Genomic DNA, 19195 nt, shown 5'->3' on the forward strand with positions numbered 1-19195 from the left:
TTAATCTACAAAAAATTTTTATTGAAGGATAACTACCTTAGCAATAAGCATATAGCTAGTTATATTTAAGGAATCGCTAGATTAAATCCCTCACTCTTTTCTCATCAAAAATATTATTTTCTAATTTTTAATAATCCATTCCATCTTCTAGCATTACATTAAAGCCTTGTTTACTAACAACTTGCATTAACTGGGCTCTTTTCTTTTCGCCAATAGCAATTTTATTTTTAACTTGATTAGTAAAGCTATCCACTCTTTGGTTGCTATTTCTAGTGTCATAGTATTGTGTCATTTCCTTGTCATAGTCTGCCAACATTTGAAGATAATCTGGATTTGCGCGATAATAATTTTCAGATAATTTAAATTCGATTGGCATTCGTGGTTTCAATGGGGGTTGATCGTCCGGATAGCCATACCCAACCCCTACTAAAGGAAAAGTCAAGTCAGGTAGTTTTAATAGTTCAATGACTCTAGCTGAATCGTTTAAAATCGATCCAAAATAAACCGTTCCTAATCCTAAAGATTCAGCAGCGATCACTAAGCTTTGAGCTTGAATATAAACATCAGCCACTCCCTGAAAGAAATAATCCATTGAGCGATATTTTTCTCCTTGATAGCCTTTAGCCTTAGCTATTTCAGCATTGCGATGCCAATCCACAAGAAAAATCAATAGTTCAGGCACCTCGGCAAGATAGGCTTGTTTTGCAACCTTGGCTAATTCTTCGCGTAAAATACGATCAGTAATACGGACAACTGAAACGGCCTGCAACCCATTTGAAGTCGGACTGGCATTCATAGTTTCCATTAGTTGCTGACGAGTTTCCACTGCAACTGGGCGATCTTTATAAAAGCGAATACTACGGTGATTTTGAATCTGTCTGAGTGTTTCTTCCATAAAAAGGTCTCCTTTTAATTTGATGTCTCTAATTTAGCATTTACTGATTTTAATTTCTATTAATGAAAGGTAGGATATTTTTGAAAAAACATTTTCCTTTTATCATTGTTGGCGGTGGTATTGTTGGATCGACAGCTGCCTATTATCTGACTCGTTCTGGCTATCCAGTAATTCTTCTCGATAAAGAAGTTGGTCAAGCCAGCCAGGCGGCGGCTGGAATTATTTGTCCTTGGTTTTCCAAAAGAAGAAATAAAAAATGGTATCACCTTGTCGTTCATGGTGCAGAATTCTACCGTCAATTTATTCAAGATTTAACTGAAGACGGATTTGATGCTTCCAGTCTTTTTAAGGAAACTGGGACTTTGATTCTACGTAAAAATGAAAAAGACTTACACAGAGATCTTGAAAACGCAGATTCAAAAAGAGAGCAATCTCCTTCTATCGGAAAAGTTTCAACACTAACACAAGAAGCAATTCATGATTTGTTTCCTCTTATTGATAGCCCTTGGCCTGGCTCTTTAATTAAAGGGGGTGGCCGAGTAGATGGACAGGCATTGGTTGCTTTATTACATAAAGCGATTCTAACAAAAGGGGGGAAAATAGTTAAAAAAGAAGTTCAGTTGCTTAAAGAAGGAAAGAGCTTTTTGATTCAGTCTGATCAAGACTCATTTACTGCAGATCAGGTCCTTTTGGCAGCAGGACCCGCTGTCAAAGAACTTCTAAGCTCCTTGCGGTTTGATTGTAACTTGCGCCCTCAAAAAGGCCAGCTATTTTCTATCTACCACCCACAATGGGTCGATAACAACTGGCCTGTTATTATGTCACCGGGTGGCATTGATATCCTTCCCTTTGATAATGGTGAGATAGTAATTGGCGCAAGTCATGAAGATGACCAAGCAAAAGACTTAACCATTAATCCCATGGTTATCAAAGAGCTAAAAACAAAGGCTGAGCAAATTTTTCCGGATGTTTTTAACTATCCTCTTTATCGAGTAAAAGTAGGTACTCGAGCCTTCACTGACAATGGCGATATCTTAATCGGATCCATCCCTGATTTATCCAATCTATGGACAATTTCTGGCTTAGGGTCTTCCGGCTTAACAAGTGGACCCTATCTAGCTTATCAATGGGTCCATAAAATCATCAATAATTATTGGGATCTTCCCGAAGAAATTATTTCCAGTCACCAACTTGTTCATAAAATATAGCAAATGAAAAATTTCAACATTGATTTATTTCGAATTCATGGTACTCTATAAGTATTAAATGAATTGTTACGGAGGAATTAATTTTTATGTGGAAAGAATTTAAAGGTTTTATTGCAAATAAAAATGTTGTTACTATGGCAACTGGGATTATTTTAGGGTCAGCTTTTACAGCAATTGTTACTTCTTTAGTCGATAATATTTTTATGCCACTCATTATAGCCATTACAGGTCAAGCAGATGTTTCAGGTCTTGTTCTGACAGTTGGTAAGACTGAAATTGTTTATGGAGCATTTATCCAAGCAATTATTAATTTTCTTTTAATTGGTAGCTTCTTATTTATCACACTTAAAGCTTTAGAAAAAGCACAAAATAAAAAAATTATTTCTCCAGAAGAAGAGCCAGCAAGCCCTTCAGAAGTCGAACTATTACAAGATATACTCTCAGAATTAAAAAGTAAATAATTAATTAGTTTTAATACCCAGACAAGCCCAGCTTTTCTGGGATTTCCCTTTTCTTGTGCACATTGCCTATCGTATAATCCACAAATTTCAGTTAAGCTAGAATTATTATGTAAGAAAGAAGGATTAAAATGGTTGAAATAAACTTAAAGTCGATTAATAAAAGATATGAAGGCGCAAAAACCAATTCAGTAACTGATTTTAATTTAGATGTAGCTGATCAAGAGTTCATCGTCTTTGTTGGACCTTCCGGCTGTGGAAAATCAACCACCTTAAGAATGATTGCTGGTTTAGAAGAAATAACAGCAGGCGAACTGATTATAGATGGTAAATTGATGAACGACGTAGCACCTAAGGATCGAAACATCGCTATGGTCTTTCAAAATTATGCCCTTTACCCGCACATGACTGTCTACGACAACATGGCTTTTGGTTTAAAGCTGCGTAAGTATGATAAAAGTGAAATTACTCGACGTGTCAATCATGCCGCTGACTTACTCGGCTTAACTGAATTTTTAAACCGCAAACCAGCCGCTCTGTCCGGTGGTCAAAGACAAAGAGTCGCTTTAGGTCGAGCGATTGTTCGTGATGCCAAAGTCTTTTTAATGGATGAGCCTTTATCAAATCTTGACGCTAAATTGCGCGTACAAATGCGGGCAGAAATTGCCAAACTGCATCAGCAATTAAAAACAACTACTATCTATGTAACCCATGACCAAACTGAAGCTATGACAATGGCCAGTCGAATCGTTATTATGAAAGACGGCTATATTCAACAAATAGGTAGCCCTCAGGAAGTTTATAATAAACCCAATAATGTTTTTGTGGCAAGCTTTATCGGCTCACCAGCTATGAACTTCTTTACTGTTACTATTGAAAGTAATACCTTAACCAATAATCAAGGTATTAACTTGCCATTAAGCCCTCATCACAAAAAGTTGTTATCAGATAAGGGTTATTTAGGAAAAGAAATTATTCTTGGCATTCGTCCGGAAGATATTCACGCGGAAAGAAGCATTGTTGCGAAATCTAAAGACTCGCTTGTTAATGCTAAGATTTCTGTCGCAGAGTTGCTGGGGTCCGAATCCATGCTGTATCTAACGATTGGATCAGATGAGTTCATTGCTAGAGTAAACGCACAAGAAGTATATACTCCAGGAGAATCCATTGAATTAGCCTTCGATATGGAAAAAATTCATTTCTTCGATAAAGAAAGCGAAAAAGTTATTCGCTAAATTAAGTATAATCTTTAAACCGTTTATTTACGAGGAGGTCTTACAATGAAAGCAAAAGGAGTCATTCAAATTCCTCACTCTCTTCTTGATTTAGAGGGCTCTCATAAAGAAGGTTATTGTCTGTTTCATATCTTTTTTGAGCATTTGCAAACAGACTTTGATCAATCCTTGTGGTTATCTACTCTCAGATCAAGCAGTCAAAACATTATTGATTATATAAAACGAAATTCACATCACTTTGTTTATGTCATCCACAATTCTTTTTGGGCTAACCAAGGATCCCAAATGATGGAAGGAATTCTAAAAATGCTTAATGATGACTTTGGACAATCAGCGCTTGTCATCATAGGGTCTCCTTATACTGGTATAGAAAGTGTTGAAGATCAAATTTCTTTTGACGTGGCTCAGATAGAAAGTCATCAGAGGTTACTTAAGAAAAACACCATTAATCGCATGAGCCATTTGCTTTTACAACAAGTTGGTAAGAACTTACAAGAAAGTCATCTCGCCCAATTTGCTAACTATGGTCAAACGATTTCAGATGATCAAGATCGTGCGTTGATACGCCAACTCTTTCTAAATGGGGGGAATATTAGTAAAACCGCCCAGGATTTGTACTTACATCGCAACACGCTTAATTATCGAATTGACCGTTTAAATAAGTCAAGCGGCTTGAATTTACGCTTAATATCAGACTTGACTCTCTTATATTTACTGATTTGCTAATTTGAATAACCGATTATTTTAAACACATTACACATGAAAAGCCCAGTTACTGGAAGTAATTGGGCTTTTACTATTTTAAACGAAAGGTACAATCGGCATCATGATCATTAATAACACCAATAGCTTGTAAGTAGGAATATATAGTTACTGAACCTACAAATTTAAGACCATAATTTTTTAGGGAACGAGCGACTTCATCACTTAACTTTGAAGCTGTCTTAGGTTCTTTCTGACTTTTTGGTCTTAATACTAGCTGTCTGTTGGTGAAATGCCAGATATAATTATCAAAACTACCAAAATCTTGCTGAATTTTGATAAAAGCTTGAGCGTTGGTTATTGTAGCTTCTATCTTACCGCGATGACGAATAATCTTTTCGTTTTTTAATAAAGCCTCAACTTTATCTTCTTGATAATTGGCTATCTTTCGGTAGTCAAACTGATCAAAAGCTTGTTCAAAAGCTTGTTCTTTAGATAAAATTAGTTGCCACGACAAGCCGATATGAAACGTTTCTAACACCAACCATTTAAACAAAAGTAAATCATCATGTTCTGGTTTTCCCCATATTTTATCATGATACTGAATATAATAATCAGGCTTATTCGCTACCCATTGGCATCTTTGCATTTTTACCTCCTACTGGAAAATCATAAGCACTTGACGAATACCATAAATTAATAATCCAATCATAAAAAAATAATTTAATTCTTTAGTTAATACAAAAAAAGCAAGGTATTCTCTTAAAATAGCAAAAAAACCATGACCAAATTGGGTTCTTACCCCGACGACTCTTAAATCAAAACCGAAGCGCCAAGCATAAAGATAAGTCCTTAAAAGGTGAAAGTAACTTGTTACAATGAGCGTCTTCCCACGTTCAGGAAAACAATCATTTAAAAGCTCTTGAATATTAATGAGATTTTCTCTAGTCGTTCGAGCCTGATCTTCAATAGTAATGAAGTGATGGTCAATACCATTAGCAATTAAAAATTTCGCCATTTTTTCAGCTTCTGAAGCAATATTTTCGTGACTATTTCCCCCACTGACAATTAAATGCAGCTTTTGACCTTTTGCTCTACTTTGTTTAAAAATTTTTAATGCCCTTTTTAATCGATAAATTAAAGTCTTGTCCATCTCACCGTTCGCTGTTAATTGGGCGCCAAGAACTAATAAAATATCATTAGATCGCATTTTAAACTTAAATAGTAACAAGAGAAGGTTGAGAACAATAAAAAGAAAAAAATTAATAATTAAGTACATAGCCACTAAGGTATAAATAGCTAAGAACCGACTCATATAATAGTTTCTTTGTATAACAACCCATGCTGTAAAAATAACAATCCCAACAAAAGTAAAAGAGATCGTCAAATTAAAAAAAATACGCATGCCTGATAGCGAACGGTCATCTTCTATTCGACTTAACATTAAATAGGCTAACAACAAAAGAAAAAAGGGAATAATGATAGCAATTCCTGAACTTGAAAAATACAATAAATAGCGCATAAGTGATAATAGATACCATCGTGATTCATTAAGTATCGCAAAAAAAACTATCAGGAGTGAAAAATAAAGCAAAGCAATTAATGAGACTTTGCGCCATTTAAAAACGTAGACCAAAACGGATGAGACAAATAAAATGAAAGACAGAAAATACAACAAACCGCTCAGTCCTTTCTGTCGAAATCCAATTCATGATAAGCCGCATAAATTTCTTGTTTTTTGACATTTTGTGCTTGGGCAACCTGTTTAATGGCTGCTTTGGCTGAAAGTTTCTCTTTATCCATTAAAGATTGAACCTGGTCTTTATAGCTTAAGTCTGGATTGAGTAGCGTTTGCCTTTGATCTAATTGACCCATAGACTGCAACAAAAGGACACATTCACCTTTTAAAGAATGCTCCTCAAAATGATTGATTAGTTCTTGGCTTGTGCCTCTAAGATATTCCTCAAACTTTTTACTGATTTCACGAGCTACAACCACTTTTGTATCCGTTCCTAACAGCTGATTAATTTGCTGAATAGATTGCTTTAATCGATAGGGCGACTCGTAAAAAATAGCCGTTTCTTTTCGCCTTCCGATATCTGTTAGTAACTCAACTTGCTCATTTTTACTTCTTGGAAAAAAGCCATAATAAGTAAAGGTGTTTGCAGGTAATCCTGAAGCAACCAAAGAAGTAATGGCGGCACTCGCTCCTGGAAGGCTTATTACGGCTAATGAATTAGCCAGTAGGGATTGTACTAGAGGATGGCCAGGATCGTTGATTAGTGGCATACCAGCATCTGAGACTAGGGCAACCGTATGTCCCTCTCCAATATAGGCCGTCCACTTATCTACTTCCGATTGATTCGAGTGGTCGTGGAAAGAAAACATTCTTGTTTTAATATCATAATGCTTCAACAAAATTCCTGTTTTTCGCGTATCTTCAGCCAAGATTAGATCGACTTCTTGAAGAATTCTAACCGCTCGAAAAGTCATATCTTCTAAATTACCTATTGGAGTAGGAACCAAGTAGAGACAAGAGCTTTCTGTTTGATAACTCTTTTGAATATTCAAAATGCACTCACTTCCTTTAAGCTTAAATCTCTTTGTAAATGACAAATCAAATGCTGACTGTAATCTTTAATAATATAAACACCCTTATCAAAATTAGCCATACCGTTTTTAGCCAAGTAATATTCTTTTTTGGGACGATTTAACTGTTTGAAATGGTACTCCGCAGACATCGCTAAAGACTTATTCGGCCACTTTTCAACATAGATTAGTTTTAAAGGCTGCCGCTTTTTAACGCGAGTATACTTCGCTCCTTTGCCCTTATTATGAGCTTCTAACCTTTGCCTAAGATTGGTTGTAAATCCTCCATAAAGTGTTTTGTCATGACAGTATAAAACATAAAAGTAGAACCCTTCATCATTAATGATTTCCATAGTAGATCTCCTGCATCATAGGGGTATAGGATCCATCTTCTTGATGTACGATAATTGCAGGTTCAACTCGAACGCCTTGTCTTCCTCCCCTGGCAATGGCCTCTACCAAGACACTATTGGCATTCTCAGCTTGTTTTGGATGGACAAAGCAAAGGCGTTTGATAGCAAAGTGATGATTTAATAAACTCATCATTAGATCGTCTAATCTATTTGGGCGATAAACAATAAATAGCCTGCCTTTTTGCTTAAGTAATTGGCTCGCTTTGCTCACCCATTCATCTAAAGTTAAGTGAATTTCATGACGAGCAATAGCATGATAAGGATTAGAATGTAATTTAGCTGCCTCATTGAGCGAAAAATAAGGAGGATTACAGCTGATAACATCTAATCGCTGATTATTTGCTTTTAATTGCCTTAAATCCCCCTGGATGATTTCAATTTGTTCTTCTAAACCGTTTAATCGAACCGATCGTTTTGCCATATCCGCAATATCTGCTTGCAACTCAATAGCTTGAATTTTAGCATCTGTCCGATGCGATAAGAGTAGAGGAATGATGCCACCGCCTGTACAAAAATCCATTATCCTTGAGGAAGAGGACCGCTGATTAAATGTGATAAAATTCGCCAGCAAAACGGCATCCACAGAAAAAGGAAAGTAATTTGGATTTTGTATTACATAACGGTTTTCTCGAATCAGAAAATCAAGTCGTTCTTCATCTTTCACCAATCGTATTTGTTCATCAGTCAGTTTTGGCATAAACAGTTCTTTTGTCATCTATTGCTCTCCTAAAGAGTCAATAATGTCTTGACAAAAGATACATTCTTCATTGGTTTCACGCTTACTACCAAAATAATGATGACAAATATGAATACCTTCATTATAGAAGGCTTGAAGACGAGCTTGCCCACTTTGACGATGCTCAAGCGTTTGCTCTGATTTATCAATAACTTGATTTTTTTGATTTTCCTCATCTTTTAATGGCTTAATTTCTATTTGCTCAACTGCTTGGTACTGCTGCATCCTTAACCGATTGTTTTCATTAGTTAACCGTGTCACTTCTTCCGACAAGGTGTTAACCGTTTCGAACAATTGATTCAGCTCTTGGTTAACTTGCATAAGAAGTTCTTCAATTTTTATTTCAGACATGCTAACACCTCTCTTCATATTACTTCCATTCACACATTTTAATCGCTAAGCGCTCATAGGCCAACTGTGGTGTGACATTAAACAAAAGGAGTTTTTTACTATCCATTAAGAGCTCATTCATTCTATGATAGCTTGTTTGACTCATTTGATGATCGATTCTCTCTTTAATTCTATTTACCCTCTTTTGTAAACTTCCTAAGTGGTTTTCTTTAGATGGATAGTGACTCAATAACAATTGGGCATTCAACCAATTTAAATAATCGAGACCATCTTGGCCTTGATTATAATTAAGATAGGGTTTTAAATGTTGCTGAATAGCGACAAAAGCATAAGGGTTTTCTTGTATCAATAACTGATAAAAATATTCTATGGCTTTTAGCCAAGCTTCGAAAGACTCCGCCTCATAGTCATCCATTAAATTCTCCAAGCGATTGGCTGATAGCTTTAACATTACTCTTGCATGCTGATCACGAATACCTGCTTGCACCATCTGATCAATTTGAGAGTGTTCTTTATCATCTTCCAAGATCACTTCCTGAACTCTCGATTGAATAGTCGGTAGTAATTGTTCAGCCTGACGACTAAATAAAAAGATATAAACATTAGGACTTGGTTCTTCCAAAAAAAGTAAAAGAGCATTGGCTGCTGCTGGGCCCATTAAATCTGCCTGCTCAATCGTAGCAATTTTAAAATCAGCCTCAATCGGACTCGTTCCTAACCATTCTTTTAGCCCTCGGATCTGATCCACTTTGATGCTACGCCCATCGGGTTCAATAGTCATATAATCTGCAAACTGACCCCTAGTAATTCTCTGACAGTCCATGCAATTTAAACAAGCCCTTCCTTCTGCATCAAAATGCTTACAAACAAGGGCTTGAGTAATTGTATCCACTAATTCTTTTTTTGCTGGGTTTAATTCGCCAGTAAATAAATAAGCGTGAGCGAGTCGCTTATGTTGTATCAATAGATTAAAATGCTTTTTGGCAGCTTCTAACCGCATAGACTCCCTCTTTCAAATGCTTGTCTCTTAGAAATGGAAGAAACTTTCAATAGGTAGAACAAAAACAGTCGCTCCACCAACTTCAACTTTTAATGGGTAAGTATTTGAAACTTCCAAATTCATATCTAGATGGATAGGTGTTGAAATATATTGCTCACGAGACTGACATGAAGCTTTAATAACTTCAAGCACTTCCTCAATTCGCTCATCTTCTACTCCTAATAAGAATGTTGTATTACCTGAACGAAGAAAACCTCCAGTTGAAGATAATTTTGTCGCACGGATATCATTTTCTAATAAAGCCTTCCCCAAAACTTGTTGGTCTTGATCTTGCACGATCGCTACTAGTAATTTCATATTATCCCTCCTGATGTATTATTACTTAATCATACCACGTTTTTTTAGAGTTTCGAAGCACTCCAAGCTAACTTGTTCTACACTTTGATTACCATCAATTACCACAATATTTTCCCATTGAGGTATCAAGTCGAGATAGGTTTGTCTGACTCGTTGATGAAAGGCAAGTGCCTCCCGATCGAGGCGATCATACTGTCTACTACCACGAGCTTTCTCGATCCTCTCCAAACCTATGTCAGCAGGAACATCTATTAAAATGGTAAGGTCTGGTAAGTGGTCTTCAATGGCGAACTGGTTAATCTGCCAAACGGCCTCTAAACCGATTGCTCTTGCAACGCCCTGATAGACTAATGAAGACAGCACAAAACGGTCACTAATCACCATTTTCCCCGCTTGAACATTGGGTAAAATTGTTTCACTCAAGTGTTGCCGACGACTTGCTGCATATAGTAAGGCCTCTGTTCGATAGTCCATAGCTGTATTATTAATATCTAAAATGAGTTCGCGAATTTGCTCAGCTATCGGGCTGCCCCCTGGCTCTCTAGTAAATACTGCTTCTACACCTTCTTTTTCAAGCATTGGACCTAAAACTTTGATAATCGAGGTTTTCCCTGATCCATCTGGTCCTTCAAACGCAATAAACTTCCCTTTTGGCATTTGATACTCCTTTATTATAACTCTCTTCGGCCTTCAATGGCACGAAAGAGGGTCATTTCATCTGCGTATTCGATATCGGATCCCACTGATAATCCATGAGCGAGACGCGTTACTTTTATGCCGGCCGGCTTAATCAACCTTGATAAATAAATGGCTGTCGCTTCACCTTCAGCAGTGGCATTAGTTGCCACAATAACTTCTTTAACTTCTTCATCTTGAAGTCTCTTTATTAGTGAGGCAATATTTAAATCCTCAGGTCCTGTGCCTTCCATAGGCGAGAGTACACCTTGCAGGACGTGATAGCATCCGTGAAATTCTTGCATTTTTTCCATCGACATCACATCACGACTATCTTCAACAACTAAAATAATCGATCGATCTCTTGACGAATCACTACAAATCATACATGGGTCTGTATCAGTAATGTTCCCACAAACCGAACAATATTTAAGATCACGCTTAGCGTTTATCAAGGCCTGAGCAAAGTAAGAAACATCTGCTTCAGACATTTCTAAAACATAAAAAGCTAGACGAGCGGCTGTTTTACTTCCGATACCTGGTAATTTAGTGAAGCTATTTATTAATTTGGCAATGGGTGATGGATAATCCATTCCAACCCCCCCTTTCTTTTCTTACTACTAGAAAGGCAAGTTTAGCCCTTTGGTGAATTGGCCCATTTGATCTTGTGTTGTTTGTTCAACTTCTTGAATCGCTTGGTTAATGGTTGCTAAAACTACGTCCTGCAACATTTCGATATCTTCTGGATCAACTAGTTCTGGTTTAATGGTTAATTCTTTGATTTCTTTTTTACCAGTCATAACCACTTTAACTAATTGTTGTGCATCCTCCACCATAAATTCTTTAGCTTCTAGTTCTTTTTGTGTTTTCTCCATCTCTTTTTGCATCTTCTGAACTTGCTTCATCATATTGTTCATATTTGGCATCATTTTGCATCTTCCTTCCATTGTTTCAATATTATTGTAAAATTTGTCTTTTATTTCGACTACGCTTCAATTATAGCATACGGCAATAACTTCTTTCGACTACAAAAGAAGTCTTTTATAATCAAATTAAATAATTCAAATTCACCTCAACTCATACTCCACCTCATACCATTCGTAAAGTATTAATAAACCAAAAGAATCCAAGCGCTTAAACACTTGGATTCTCTATTGACTAACGATCAATTGTAATTCACATTATTTCAGCAGTAAAAGTGATACTTAAAGAATTAATTAAATTCATCACCAACTAGTTTTCTTAACGATCATTGTAAATAGTGATATTTTCTTCACCAAAGAGTTCGATGGCTTTTTGGACCGCTGGATTCTCTTGCTCCTGAGTATCCTCTATATCAAAAAATCCCGTTTGCCCATCCGCCGGTTGAATACTTGAACTTTCTCCCTCTTCAATATGGTGAATTTGACTCCGTTGGAATAAAGCTGCTACATCTTCTGCCGGCTCAGGTAATTGAGCTTCAATTGATTCTAACTCTTCATTTTGAGGCCTATTTTTTTCAGTTTGATCAATTTCTGATAAATTATCCTGATTAATGTGACCTGGGGGATTGTCCTGCGAATCTGTCTGATCATTTTGTAGCGAATCAATAGTTCCTTCTGACGGAGTTATACTTTCTTGAACTTTTGATAACTTTTTAGCTAGTTCTATCGGCTTTCTACCATTTTGTTCAAACAAGATTTTGTAATCCCTTCGAATACCAGACCAATCAGCCTGCCACAAATAAGTGAAGTGAATCGCCTTACCTAAACGCTGACTCGCTATATTATTCACCTGATCCATTAAATGACTATCATGTTGAACAATCGCGCATAAATTTTGGTCTTCGAAGGAAATCAAAGCGCAGTCTGGCCCTGCCGCTAACGGTCTAGTATTATTCAAGCGAACTCTTTGGTTAGGAGCTAGTTCAGCTAAAATAGCTGACCACTCTTTTTTTAAATGGTTAATATCTTCTTTAGTTGCTTGATTCAAAACATTATAAATCGCATGTAAGTCGACCACATAATCTTTTTGAGCAAAATCAGGCTTTTTACGCGGAGTTAATTCCGTTTGATTATTAACTCCTTGAGTAGTACTTTTTTGATTATTTATAAGTTCAGCAAGTAATTTTTTTTGTTTTTCTAGTTCCTCTTGTAACAGTCTAATCTGACTTTCTATCTGTCCAGACATTTGAGGCTCTACTTCTTCTCTTAGAAGTAGGTCCTGCCCTAATTGTGCTAATTGAACCGTCATAACTTCTAAATAAACTTCTGGTTGTGTAGAAAAACGCATCTTATTTTGCGCTTGATTCAAAAAGTCAATTAACTGATAAAAGAATGCTGGCTCAACATTTTCTTTCAATGGCTGTAATTCTTGGTCAGTTAGCAGTGTATGGTTCTTAATTGAAAATAAACTTAAAAGGACATCTCTAGCAAATAAAATCAGTTCTTCAATAAATCGCCCAGCCTGTTTTCCCTCTTGTAATTGTTCTTCCAAGATCTGCAAGGCTTCTTCTACTCGTGATTGAGCAAGCGCTTGAATATATTGAACATAAACGATTTGAGCAAAAGAACCGGATACTAACAAAGCCGTTTCAAGTTCTAGGTGATCTTGCCCATAAGAAAGCGCTTGGTCTAGTAGACTTAGAGCATCCCGCATTCCACCGTTAGCTGCTCGAGCAATAACTTTCAACGCTTCAAGATCATAGTCTTGTTGGTCATGGTCCAAAATATATTGCATCCTTCTAATCAAATCAAGGTCTTTAATCCGTTGAAAGTCAAAGCGCTGAGTTCTTGATAAAATAGTGGCCGGTATTTTATGAGGCTCCGTCGTCGCAAGTATAAAAATTACATTGGCAGGAGGCTCTTCTAATGTTTTTAAGAGTGCATTAAAGGCACCAGTTGTTAACATATGAACCTCATCAATAATATATACTTTATTCTTGGCACGTGTAGGAGCATAGCGAACACGGTCTCTCAGGTCACGAATTTCATCAACTCCGTTATTCGATGCCGCATCAATCTCAATCACATCACTAATCTCTCCTGAAGTAATCCCTTGACAAATAGAACATTCATTACAAGGATTTCCATCCGTTGAATTAGGACAATTGACCGCTTTTGCAAGTATCTTAGCAACAGAAGTTTTACCCGTTCCTCTTGGACCTGAAAAGAGATAGGCGTGGCTTAATTGTTGTTTAGCAATCGCATTCCTCAAAGTTTGGGCGATCATTTCTTGCCCGACTAATTCATCAAAAGATTGCGGTCGCCAAACACGGTATAATGCCTGATAACTCATTATTTATAGCCTCCTCCATTTAGTAAACTTATTATATCGAATTTGTCACTGATTGGCGAATGCTTTTAAAATCTGCCTAAATAGATACTCTAAAATTCAAGATTTTAATCTTCACAATTTATGGTAGAATATAGCTTGTGAAAATGATTAGAAGGAGCGAGTTTATGTCCACACTAGAAATCAAAAATCTACACGTAGAAATTGAAGATAAAAAAATATTAAAAGGTGTTAATTTAACAATTAACACTAATGAAGTGCATGCTATTATGGGACCAAACGGAACAGGTAAGTCTACTCTTTCACAAGCTATCATGGGGCACCCTGACTATACAGTTACACAAGGCCAAGTTCTACTTGATGGTGTTGACCTCTTAGAAATGGAAGTCGATGAGCGTGCTAGAGCCGGTCTGTTTATGGCCGTTCAATACCCAAGTGAGATTTCAGGTGTTACTAATGCCACTCTTATGCGTGAAGCCATCAACTCACGCCGTAAAGAAGATGATCAGATGCCTATTTTTGAATTCTTAGACAAATTAGATGCAAAAATGGCGCTTTTAGATATGTCTGATGAAATGGTTGAACGTTATGTGAATGAAGGATTCTCAGGGGGCGAAAAAAAACGCAATGAAATCCTTCAAATGTTAATGATCGAACCTCGTTTTGCTCTCTTAGACGAGATTGATTCTGGCTTAGATATTGACGCTTTACAAGTTGTATCCAAAGGCATCAACTCTTTACGTGGTGAAGATTTTGGCGCTTTAATTATTACCCACTATCAACGCCTTTTGAACTATGTTGAGCCAGATTTTGTTCATATTATGATGGATGGACGCATCGTGAAATCAGGTGGATCTGAGTTAGCCCTAGAATTAGAAGCTAAAGGGTATAAAGAGATAGCTCTCGAAAACGGCATTGAATTAAATGAAGAGTAGGTGAAAAGATGACTCAACAATTATTCGCACCAACTGTCAACTGGCTTAAGGATATCTTTGACCAAAGTCAACAAGTATTCGAGAATACAAGACTTCCCACCATCGAACGAGCAAAGATCGAAACCTGGCCTTTATTTGTCGAAGCTCAAAGTAGGCCTTCAGCAGCTGAAAGAAAATTAGCTACTCATCCGGACCTTATCATTGCTGATTGGCAAAGCGCTCAAACTGATCACGAAGAACTTTTAAAAAAGTATTTATTCCAAGCAGTTCCTGCTAATCAAGATAAAGTTTCTGCTTTCCAATTAGCTCATTTAAATCACGGCACCTTGATTTATGTTCCTGATAACTATCAAGGCAATGAAACCTTTGAATGGGAACAAAATTTCGATGATGGAGCCCATCAATATCTACTACTTGCCGTTGGCAAAAACAGTCAGTTTACTTTTTTTGAAAAACTAAAACAAAATCAAGTGGCTAACCATAGTCAAAGCTACACAGTAGAAATCATCCTCGAAGATGGAGCAAACTTGCATTATATGGCTATTGATCAAACGAAAACCGACCAAGCTAGCTATATTCGTCGCCATGCTTTGGCTAAGAACGACGCTCATATTCAATGGTCAATTGGTTCATTTAATGATGGAGCAACGATTGTCGATTTAGCTTCTATTTTAAAAGGTAAAGGTTCACACGCTCATTTATCCGAAGTGGCTATTTCTAATCAAAACTTTAAACAAATTTTAGACACCAAAATCAGTAATTATGGCAACCATTCCATTGGACACATTAACCAAAGAGGTGTTGTCTTAGACCAAGCAGTCCTGACAATGAATGGTATTGGCAAAATTTTCAAAAATGCTAAAAACGCGGATGCTCAACAAGAAAACCGTTTACTCATGCTCTCTGATCAAGCCCGTGGTGATGCTAACCCCATTCTTTTAATTGATGAATTTGAAGTGACTGCAGGACACGCTGCCTCCGTATCCAAGGTGGATGACAGTCAATTATGGTATTTAATGACTCGTGGAGTAAATCGCACTAAAGCAGAATATCTAGTCATCCGTGGCTTCTTAATGCAAACTTTAAATCAAATTAAAGATCCTGAGAGAAGACAAATGATGATTGATGCTTTAGACCAAAAATTAGAAAGCATAAATTCAGGTGATAGCCTTGACTAGACAAAATCTTTTAAAAGTTCGTCAAGAATTTCCTATACTCGATCAAATCGTTAATGATGAGCCACTTATTTACTTTGATAATGCGGCGACTTCCCAGACCCCTCAATCAGTGGTCGAGGCGATTGTTGCCTATTATCAACAGGATAATGCCAATGTTCACCGTGGCGTACATACCCTAAGTGAGCGCGCTACCCAAGCCTTTGAAAAAGGTCGTGAAAAAATTGCGGCTTTTGTCGGGGCAGAAGCCAGTGCCTGCATCTCATTTAGCTCAGGGACAACCGATAGCATCAACAAAATTGCTCGTGGACTCATCGAACCACGCCTTCAAGATAGAGATATCATACTCACAACGCGCTTAGAGCACCATTCCAACCTAGTGCCTTGGCAAGAGGTATGTAAACGCACCGAAGCTAAGCTCAAATTTATGGACCTAACTGCTGATTATCAAGTGGATGTAGAAGCTTTATCACGTAAGTATAAAGATCAGCCAGTCAAAGCAATTGTTATTCAACACTTTTCAAATGTGTTAGGTGTACAGCAACCCATTCAAGCTCTCAGTCAATGGGCCCACCAACAAGGTGCCCTTTTGATTGTTGATGGCGCTCAAGCCAGTCCACATATTCGTTTACATTTGAAGGAATGGGAAGTTGATGCCTATGCATTCTCAAGCCATAAAATGTATGGTCCGATGGGATTGGGGATCACCTATTTAGCTAAAGAACATCATGAAAGCTGCTTACCGGTTAGCTTCGGTGGTGAGATGATTCACCTAGTAGAAGATACTCAATCCAACTACAAACAAGCTCCATGGAAGTTTGAAGCCGGCACCCAGGCAATCGCTCAAGTGGTTGGGTTGACTCAAGCAATTCAGTGGATTGAAGCTATTGGCTTTGATCAAATTCAAGCCCAAGAGAAATTATTAGGCGATAGACTGTATCAAGGAATGAAAGAGTTAGAGGACGTCGTTCTTTATACTCCTGAATCGGCTAAAAGTCATGGTATTCTTTCTTTTAATATTCAGGGAGTCCATCCGCATGATGCTGCAACAGGTTATGATCAATTAGGGATCGCAGTCCGAGCAGGACACCACTGTGCTCAACCCTTGATGCGTCTGCTTGAAACTCCAGCCACTTTAAGAGCCAGCCTGATGGTTTATAATACTCTTGAAGAAGTCGACCGTTTTATAGAAGCTACCAAAGAAATAAAGGAGTTTTTCACTTATGGCACTTAGTCGATTAGACCAACTCTATCGTACGATTGTACTTGACCATTCTTCAAACCCTCATCATCGAGGGCATTTAGAAAAACCTACCCATCAAATGCAATTACTCAACCCAACTTGTGGTGATGCCATTACTGTGGATATGATTGTTAAAGATAATCAGATTGAACAAATTGCTTTTAATGGTGAAGGTTGCACCATTTCTATTTCCTCAGCCAGTATGATGACGGATTTAATGATTGGTAAAACGGTTGATGAAGCCATCCAATTAGTGCATGACTTCAATCAATTAGTAGGTGGAACAATCGGTAACGATGAAGAAAAAAAAGATGAAGCTGAATTACGCAAACAATTAAAAGATGCAGCTATTTTGGCTGGCGTCAAAAATTTTCCAGCCCGTTATAAATGTGCCATTCTTTCTTGGCGAGCCGTCGAGTACGGACTCGATCAAAACCGCAATGAACAATTGCTCCATCAAGATGGCATTGAAAGAAAGGAAGATGAATAATGTCAGAAGTTCCTGTATTAGGTGAATACGAATACGGTTTTAAAGACGATGCTAAAATCCTCTTTTCGACTGGAAAAGGACTTAATGAGCAAGTCATCCGTACGATTTCAAAAGAAAAAGATGAACCCGAGTGGATGCTTGACTTCCGGTTAAAAGCTTATGAAACTTTCCGCAATAAAAAAGTCTCTACCTGGGGCGTTGATTTATCTGATTTAAATTTCGACGATTATATCTACTATCTAAAAGCAACCGACCAACCTGTTCGTACGTGGGATGAGGTGCCAGACAAAATTAAAGAAACTTTTGAACGTCTAGGTGTGCCAGAAGCCGAACGGGCTTTCTTAGCTGGAACCAGTGTTCAGTATGAATCAGAAACCGTATATTCGCGAATGAAAGACGAAGTGGATAAATTAGGCATAATCTTTACCGATACCGACTCTGCTTTAAAAGACCATCCCGAACTTTTTAGAGAACATTTTGCCTCAGTCATTCATCCCAATGAAAACTTTCAAACAGCCTTAAACTCAGCTTGTTGGAGTGGTGGATCTTTTATCTATATTCCTAAAGGGGTTAAAGTTGATATGCCACTTCAAGCCTATTTCCGTTTAAACAATTCGAGTGTGGCACAATTTGAACGCACCTTAATTATTGTGGATGAAGGGGCGAGCGTGCATTATGTGGAAGGCTGTACTGCTCCAACTTATTCCGCCACTTCCATGCATACTGGGGTGGTGGAAATCGTTGTTAAGAAAAATGCAACATGTCGCTACACAACCATTCAAAACTGGTCCAATAATGTCTACAACCTAGTAACACAGCGTGGAACAGTTGCTGAAGGTGGTACCTTGGAATGGGTAGATGGTAACTTAGGCTCTTATAAAACGATGAAGTACCCTTCCTGTCGCTTAAATGGCGAGGGAGCTAGAGGAACTGTCTTATCCATTGCCTTTGCCGGCGAGGGACAACATCAACATTCTGGAGCTAAAATCTATCACAATGCTCCAAACACTTCCTCAACCATTGTTTCCAAATCGATTGCTAAAGATGGGGGAAATGTCGATTATATGGGGCAGTTGTACTTTGGCCCTGAAGCAGATGGGGCTAAATCCCACGTAGAGTGTGACACCATTATCATGGATGAAAAATCAAAATCAGATACCATCCCTTTCAATGAAGTACATAACTCGAATGTTTCACTTGAGCACGAAGCCAAGGTATCACGTATTTCTGAAGAACAGCTCTTTTACTTAATGAGTCGTGGCATTAGCGAAGAAAAAGCGACTGAAATGATCATCATGGGCTTTGTCGAACCTTTTGCCAAGGAATTGCCATTGGAATACGCCGTCGAGTTGAACCGCTTGATCGCTTACGAAATGGAAGGCAGTGTTGGGTAATCTCAATTTTAACGTTAGAAATGTTGATTTATCAATGTTTCTAACGTTTCTTTTTTTAGAAAAAGC

Annotated in this window: 22 protein-coding genes; 9 read left to right on the forward strand and 13 right to left on the reverse strand. The window is 37.6% G+C overall.

Going from position 1 to position 19195, the window contains the following annotated elements; translation table 11 throughout:
• Window positions 1–127: 127 nt before the first annotated feature.
• The gene (locus ACQV2T_RS04895; protein ID WP_428873125.1) at window positions 128–895 is read right to left on the reverse strand and encodes an NADPH-dependent oxidoreductase; all 768 of its coding nucleotides are present in this window, start codon (window positions 893–895) and stop codon (window positions 128–130) included.
• 80 nt (window positions 896–975) lie between these two features.
• Between ACQV2T_RS04895 and ACQV2T_RS04900 the strand changes: the two genes are divergently transcribed.
• The 4 genes from ACQV2T_RS04900 to ACQV2T_RS04915 all read left to right on the forward strand — a co-directional run bounded on the left by ACQV2T_RS04900 (window position 976) and on the right by ACQV2T_RS04915 (window position 4522).
• Window positions 976–2103, forward strand: coding sequence for an NAD(P)/FAD-dependent oxidoreductase (locus ACQV2T_RS04900; protein ID WP_428875234.1), 1128 nt, complete (start codon window positions 976–978; stop codon window positions 2101–2103).
• Window positions 2104–2189: 86 nt separating this feature from the next.
• Window positions 2190–2564, forward strand: a complete 375-nt coding sequence (gene mscL, locus ACQV2T_RS04905; RefSeq protein ID WP_428873123.1) for a large conductance mechanosensitive channel protein MscL — start codon at window positions 2190–2192, stop codon at window positions 2562–2564.
• Window positions 2565–2692: 128 nt separating this feature from the next.
• Window positions 2693–3796 (forward strand): ABC transporter ATP-binding protein, encoded by a 1104-nt coding sequence (locus ACQV2T_RS04910; RefSeq protein ID WP_428893305.1) that lies wholly within the window; start codon window positions 2693–2695, stop codon window positions 3794–3796.
• A gap of 45 nt (window positions 3797–3841) precedes the next feature.
• On the forward strand, window positions 3842–4522 hold the full coding sequence (locus ACQV2T_RS04915; protein ID WP_428876052.1) for a PucR family transcriptional regulator: 681 nt from the start codon (window positions 3842–3844) through the stop codon (window positions 4520–4522).
• Window positions 4523–4592: 70 nt separating this feature from the next.
• On the opposite strand, the gene ACQV2T_RS04920 is transcribed toward ACQV2T_RS04915, so the two are convergent.
• The 12 genes from ACQV2T_RS04920 to dnaX form a co-directional block, all read right to left on the reverse strand.
• Window positions 4593–5147, reverse strand: a complete 555-nt coding sequence (locus ACQV2T_RS04920; protein ID WP_428873120.1) for a DNA-3-methyladenine glycosylase I — start codon at window positions 5145–5147, stop codon at window positions 4593–4595.
• 9 nt (window positions 5148–5156) lie between these two features.
• Window positions 5157–6020 carry a YdcF family protein gene (locus ACQV2T_RS04925; RefSeq protein ID WP_428892367.1) on the reverse strand — a complete coding sequence of 288 codons (864 nt, stop codon included), beginning with the start codon at window positions 6018–6020 and terminating at the stop codon, window positions 5157–5159.
• 161 nt (window positions 6021–6181) lie between these two features.
• Entirely contained in the window at window positions 6182–7069 is an 888-nt protein-coding gene (rsmI, locus tag ACQV2T_RS04930; RefSeq protein WP_428893306.1) for a 16S rRNA (cytidine(1402)-2'-O)-methyltransferase, read from the reverse strand.
• Window positions 7066–7440, reverse strand: coding sequence for a GIY-YIG nuclease family protein (locus tag ACQV2T_RS04935; protein WP_428873117.1), 375 nt, complete (start codon window positions 7438–7440; stop codon window positions 7066–7068). The genes rsmI and ACQV2T_RS04935 overlap by 4 nt, the downstream gene beginning before the upstream one ends.
• Window positions 7427–8215 carry a tRNA1(Val) (adenine(37)-N6)-methyltransferase gene (locus ACQV2T_RS04940; RefSeq protein ID WP_428873116.1) on the reverse strand — a complete coding sequence of 263 codons (789 nt, stop codon included), beginning with the start codon at window positions 8213–8215 and terminating at the stop codon, window positions 7427–7429. The genes ACQV2T_RS04935 and ACQV2T_RS04940 overlap by 14 nt, the downstream gene beginning before the upstream one ends.
• On the reverse strand, window positions 8216–8587 hold the full coding sequence (locus tag ACQV2T_RS04945) for an initiation control protein YabA (RefSeq protein WP_428893307.1): 372 nt from the start codon (window positions 8585–8587) through the stop codon (window positions 8216–8218).
• 19 nt (window positions 8588–8606) lie between these two features.
• Window positions 8607–9587: a DNA polymerase III subunit delta' gene (locus tag ACQV2T_RS04950; RefSeq protein WP_428873114.1), complete on the reverse strand. Its 981-nt coding sequence runs from the start codon at window positions 9585–9587 to the stop codon at window positions 8607–8609.
• Window positions 9588–9614: 27 nt separating this feature from the next.
• A complete protein-coding gene (locus tag ACQV2T_RS04955; protein WP_428873113.1) occupies window positions 9615–9944 on the reverse strand; it encodes a cyclic-di-AMP receptor in 330 nt (109 codons plus the stop codon).
• A 21-nt stretch (window positions 9945–9965) separates the two neighbouring features.
• Window positions 9966–10601 carry a dTMP kinase gene (gene tmk / locus ACQV2T_RS04960; protein ID WP_428873112.1) on the reverse strand — a complete coding sequence of 212 codons (636 nt, stop codon included), beginning with the start codon at window positions 10599–10601 and terminating at the stop codon, window positions 9966–9968.
• 14 nt (window positions 10602–10615) lie between these two features.
• Window positions 10616–11212 carry a recombination mediator RecR gene (recR, locus tag ACQV2T_RS04965; RefSeq protein ID WP_428873111.1) on the reverse strand — a complete coding sequence of 199 codons (597 nt, stop codon included), beginning with the start codon at window positions 11210–11212 and terminating at the stop codon, window positions 10616–10618.
• 27 nt (window positions 11213–11239) lie between these two features.
• The gene (locus ACQV2T_RS04970; protein WP_428893317.1) at window positions 11240–11545 is read right to left on the reverse strand and encodes a YbaB/EbfC family nucleoid-associated protein; all 306 of its coding nucleotides are present in this window, start codon (window positions 11543–11545) and stop codon (window positions 11240–11242) included.
• A 316-nt stretch (window positions 11546–11861) separates the two neighbouring features.
• Window positions 11862–13895, reverse strand: a complete 2034-nt coding sequence (gene dnaX / locus ACQV2T_RS04975) for a DNA polymerase III subunit gamma/tau (RefSeq protein ID WP_428893308.1) — start codon at window positions 13893–13895, stop codon at window positions 11862–11864.
• Window positions 13896–14059: 164 nt separating this feature from the next.
• Here dnaX and sufC point away from each other — a divergent pair, with 164 nt between their 5' ends.
• Genes sufC through sufB form a run of 5 tightly spaced genes read left to right on the forward strand, consistent with a single transcriptional unit; the run spans window position 14060 to window position 19129 of the window.
• Window positions 14060–14827 (forward strand): Fe-S cluster assembly ATPase SufC, encoded by a 768-nt coding sequence (sufC, locus tag ACQV2T_RS04980; protein WP_428873109.1) that lies wholly within the window; start codon window positions 14060–14062, stop codon window positions 14825–14827.
• Between the two features lie 8 nt (window positions 14828–14835).
• A complete protein-coding gene (locus ACQV2T_RS04985; RefSeq protein ID WP_428893309.1) occupies window positions 14836–16005 on the forward strand; it encodes a SufB/SufD family protein in 1170 nt (389 codons plus the stop codon).
• Window positions 15989–17236 (forward strand): aminotransferase class V-fold PLP-dependent enzyme, encoded by a 1248-nt coding sequence (locus tag ACQV2T_RS04990; protein WP_428892370.1) that lies wholly within the window; start codon window positions 15989–15991, stop codon window positions 17234–17236. The genes ACQV2T_RS04985 and ACQV2T_RS04990 overlap by 17 nt, the downstream gene beginning before the upstream one ends.
• The gene (gene sufU / locus ACQV2T_RS04995) at window positions 17226–17735 is read left to right on the forward strand and encodes a Fe-S cluster assembly sulfur transfer protein SufU (RefSeq protein WP_428891774.1); all 510 of its coding nucleotides are present in this window, start codon (window positions 17226–17228) and stop codon (window positions 17733–17735) included. Before ACQV2T_RS04990 ends, sufU begins: the two co-directional genes overlap by 11 nt.
• Window positions 17735–19129, forward strand: coding sequence for a Fe-S cluster assembly protein SufB (gene sufB / locus ACQV2T_RS05000; protein WP_428876587.1), 1395 nt, complete (start codon window positions 17735–17737; stop codon window positions 19127–19129). The genes sufU and sufB overlap by 1 nt, the downstream gene beginning before the upstream one ends.
• Window positions 19130–19195: the final 66 nt, after the last annotated feature.

It is taken from the genome of Facklamia sp. P13069, assembly GCF_050409405.1.
In the GTDB taxonomy this organism is placed as follows: Bacteria; Bacillota; Bacilli; order Lactobacillales; family Aerococcaceae; genus Facklamia.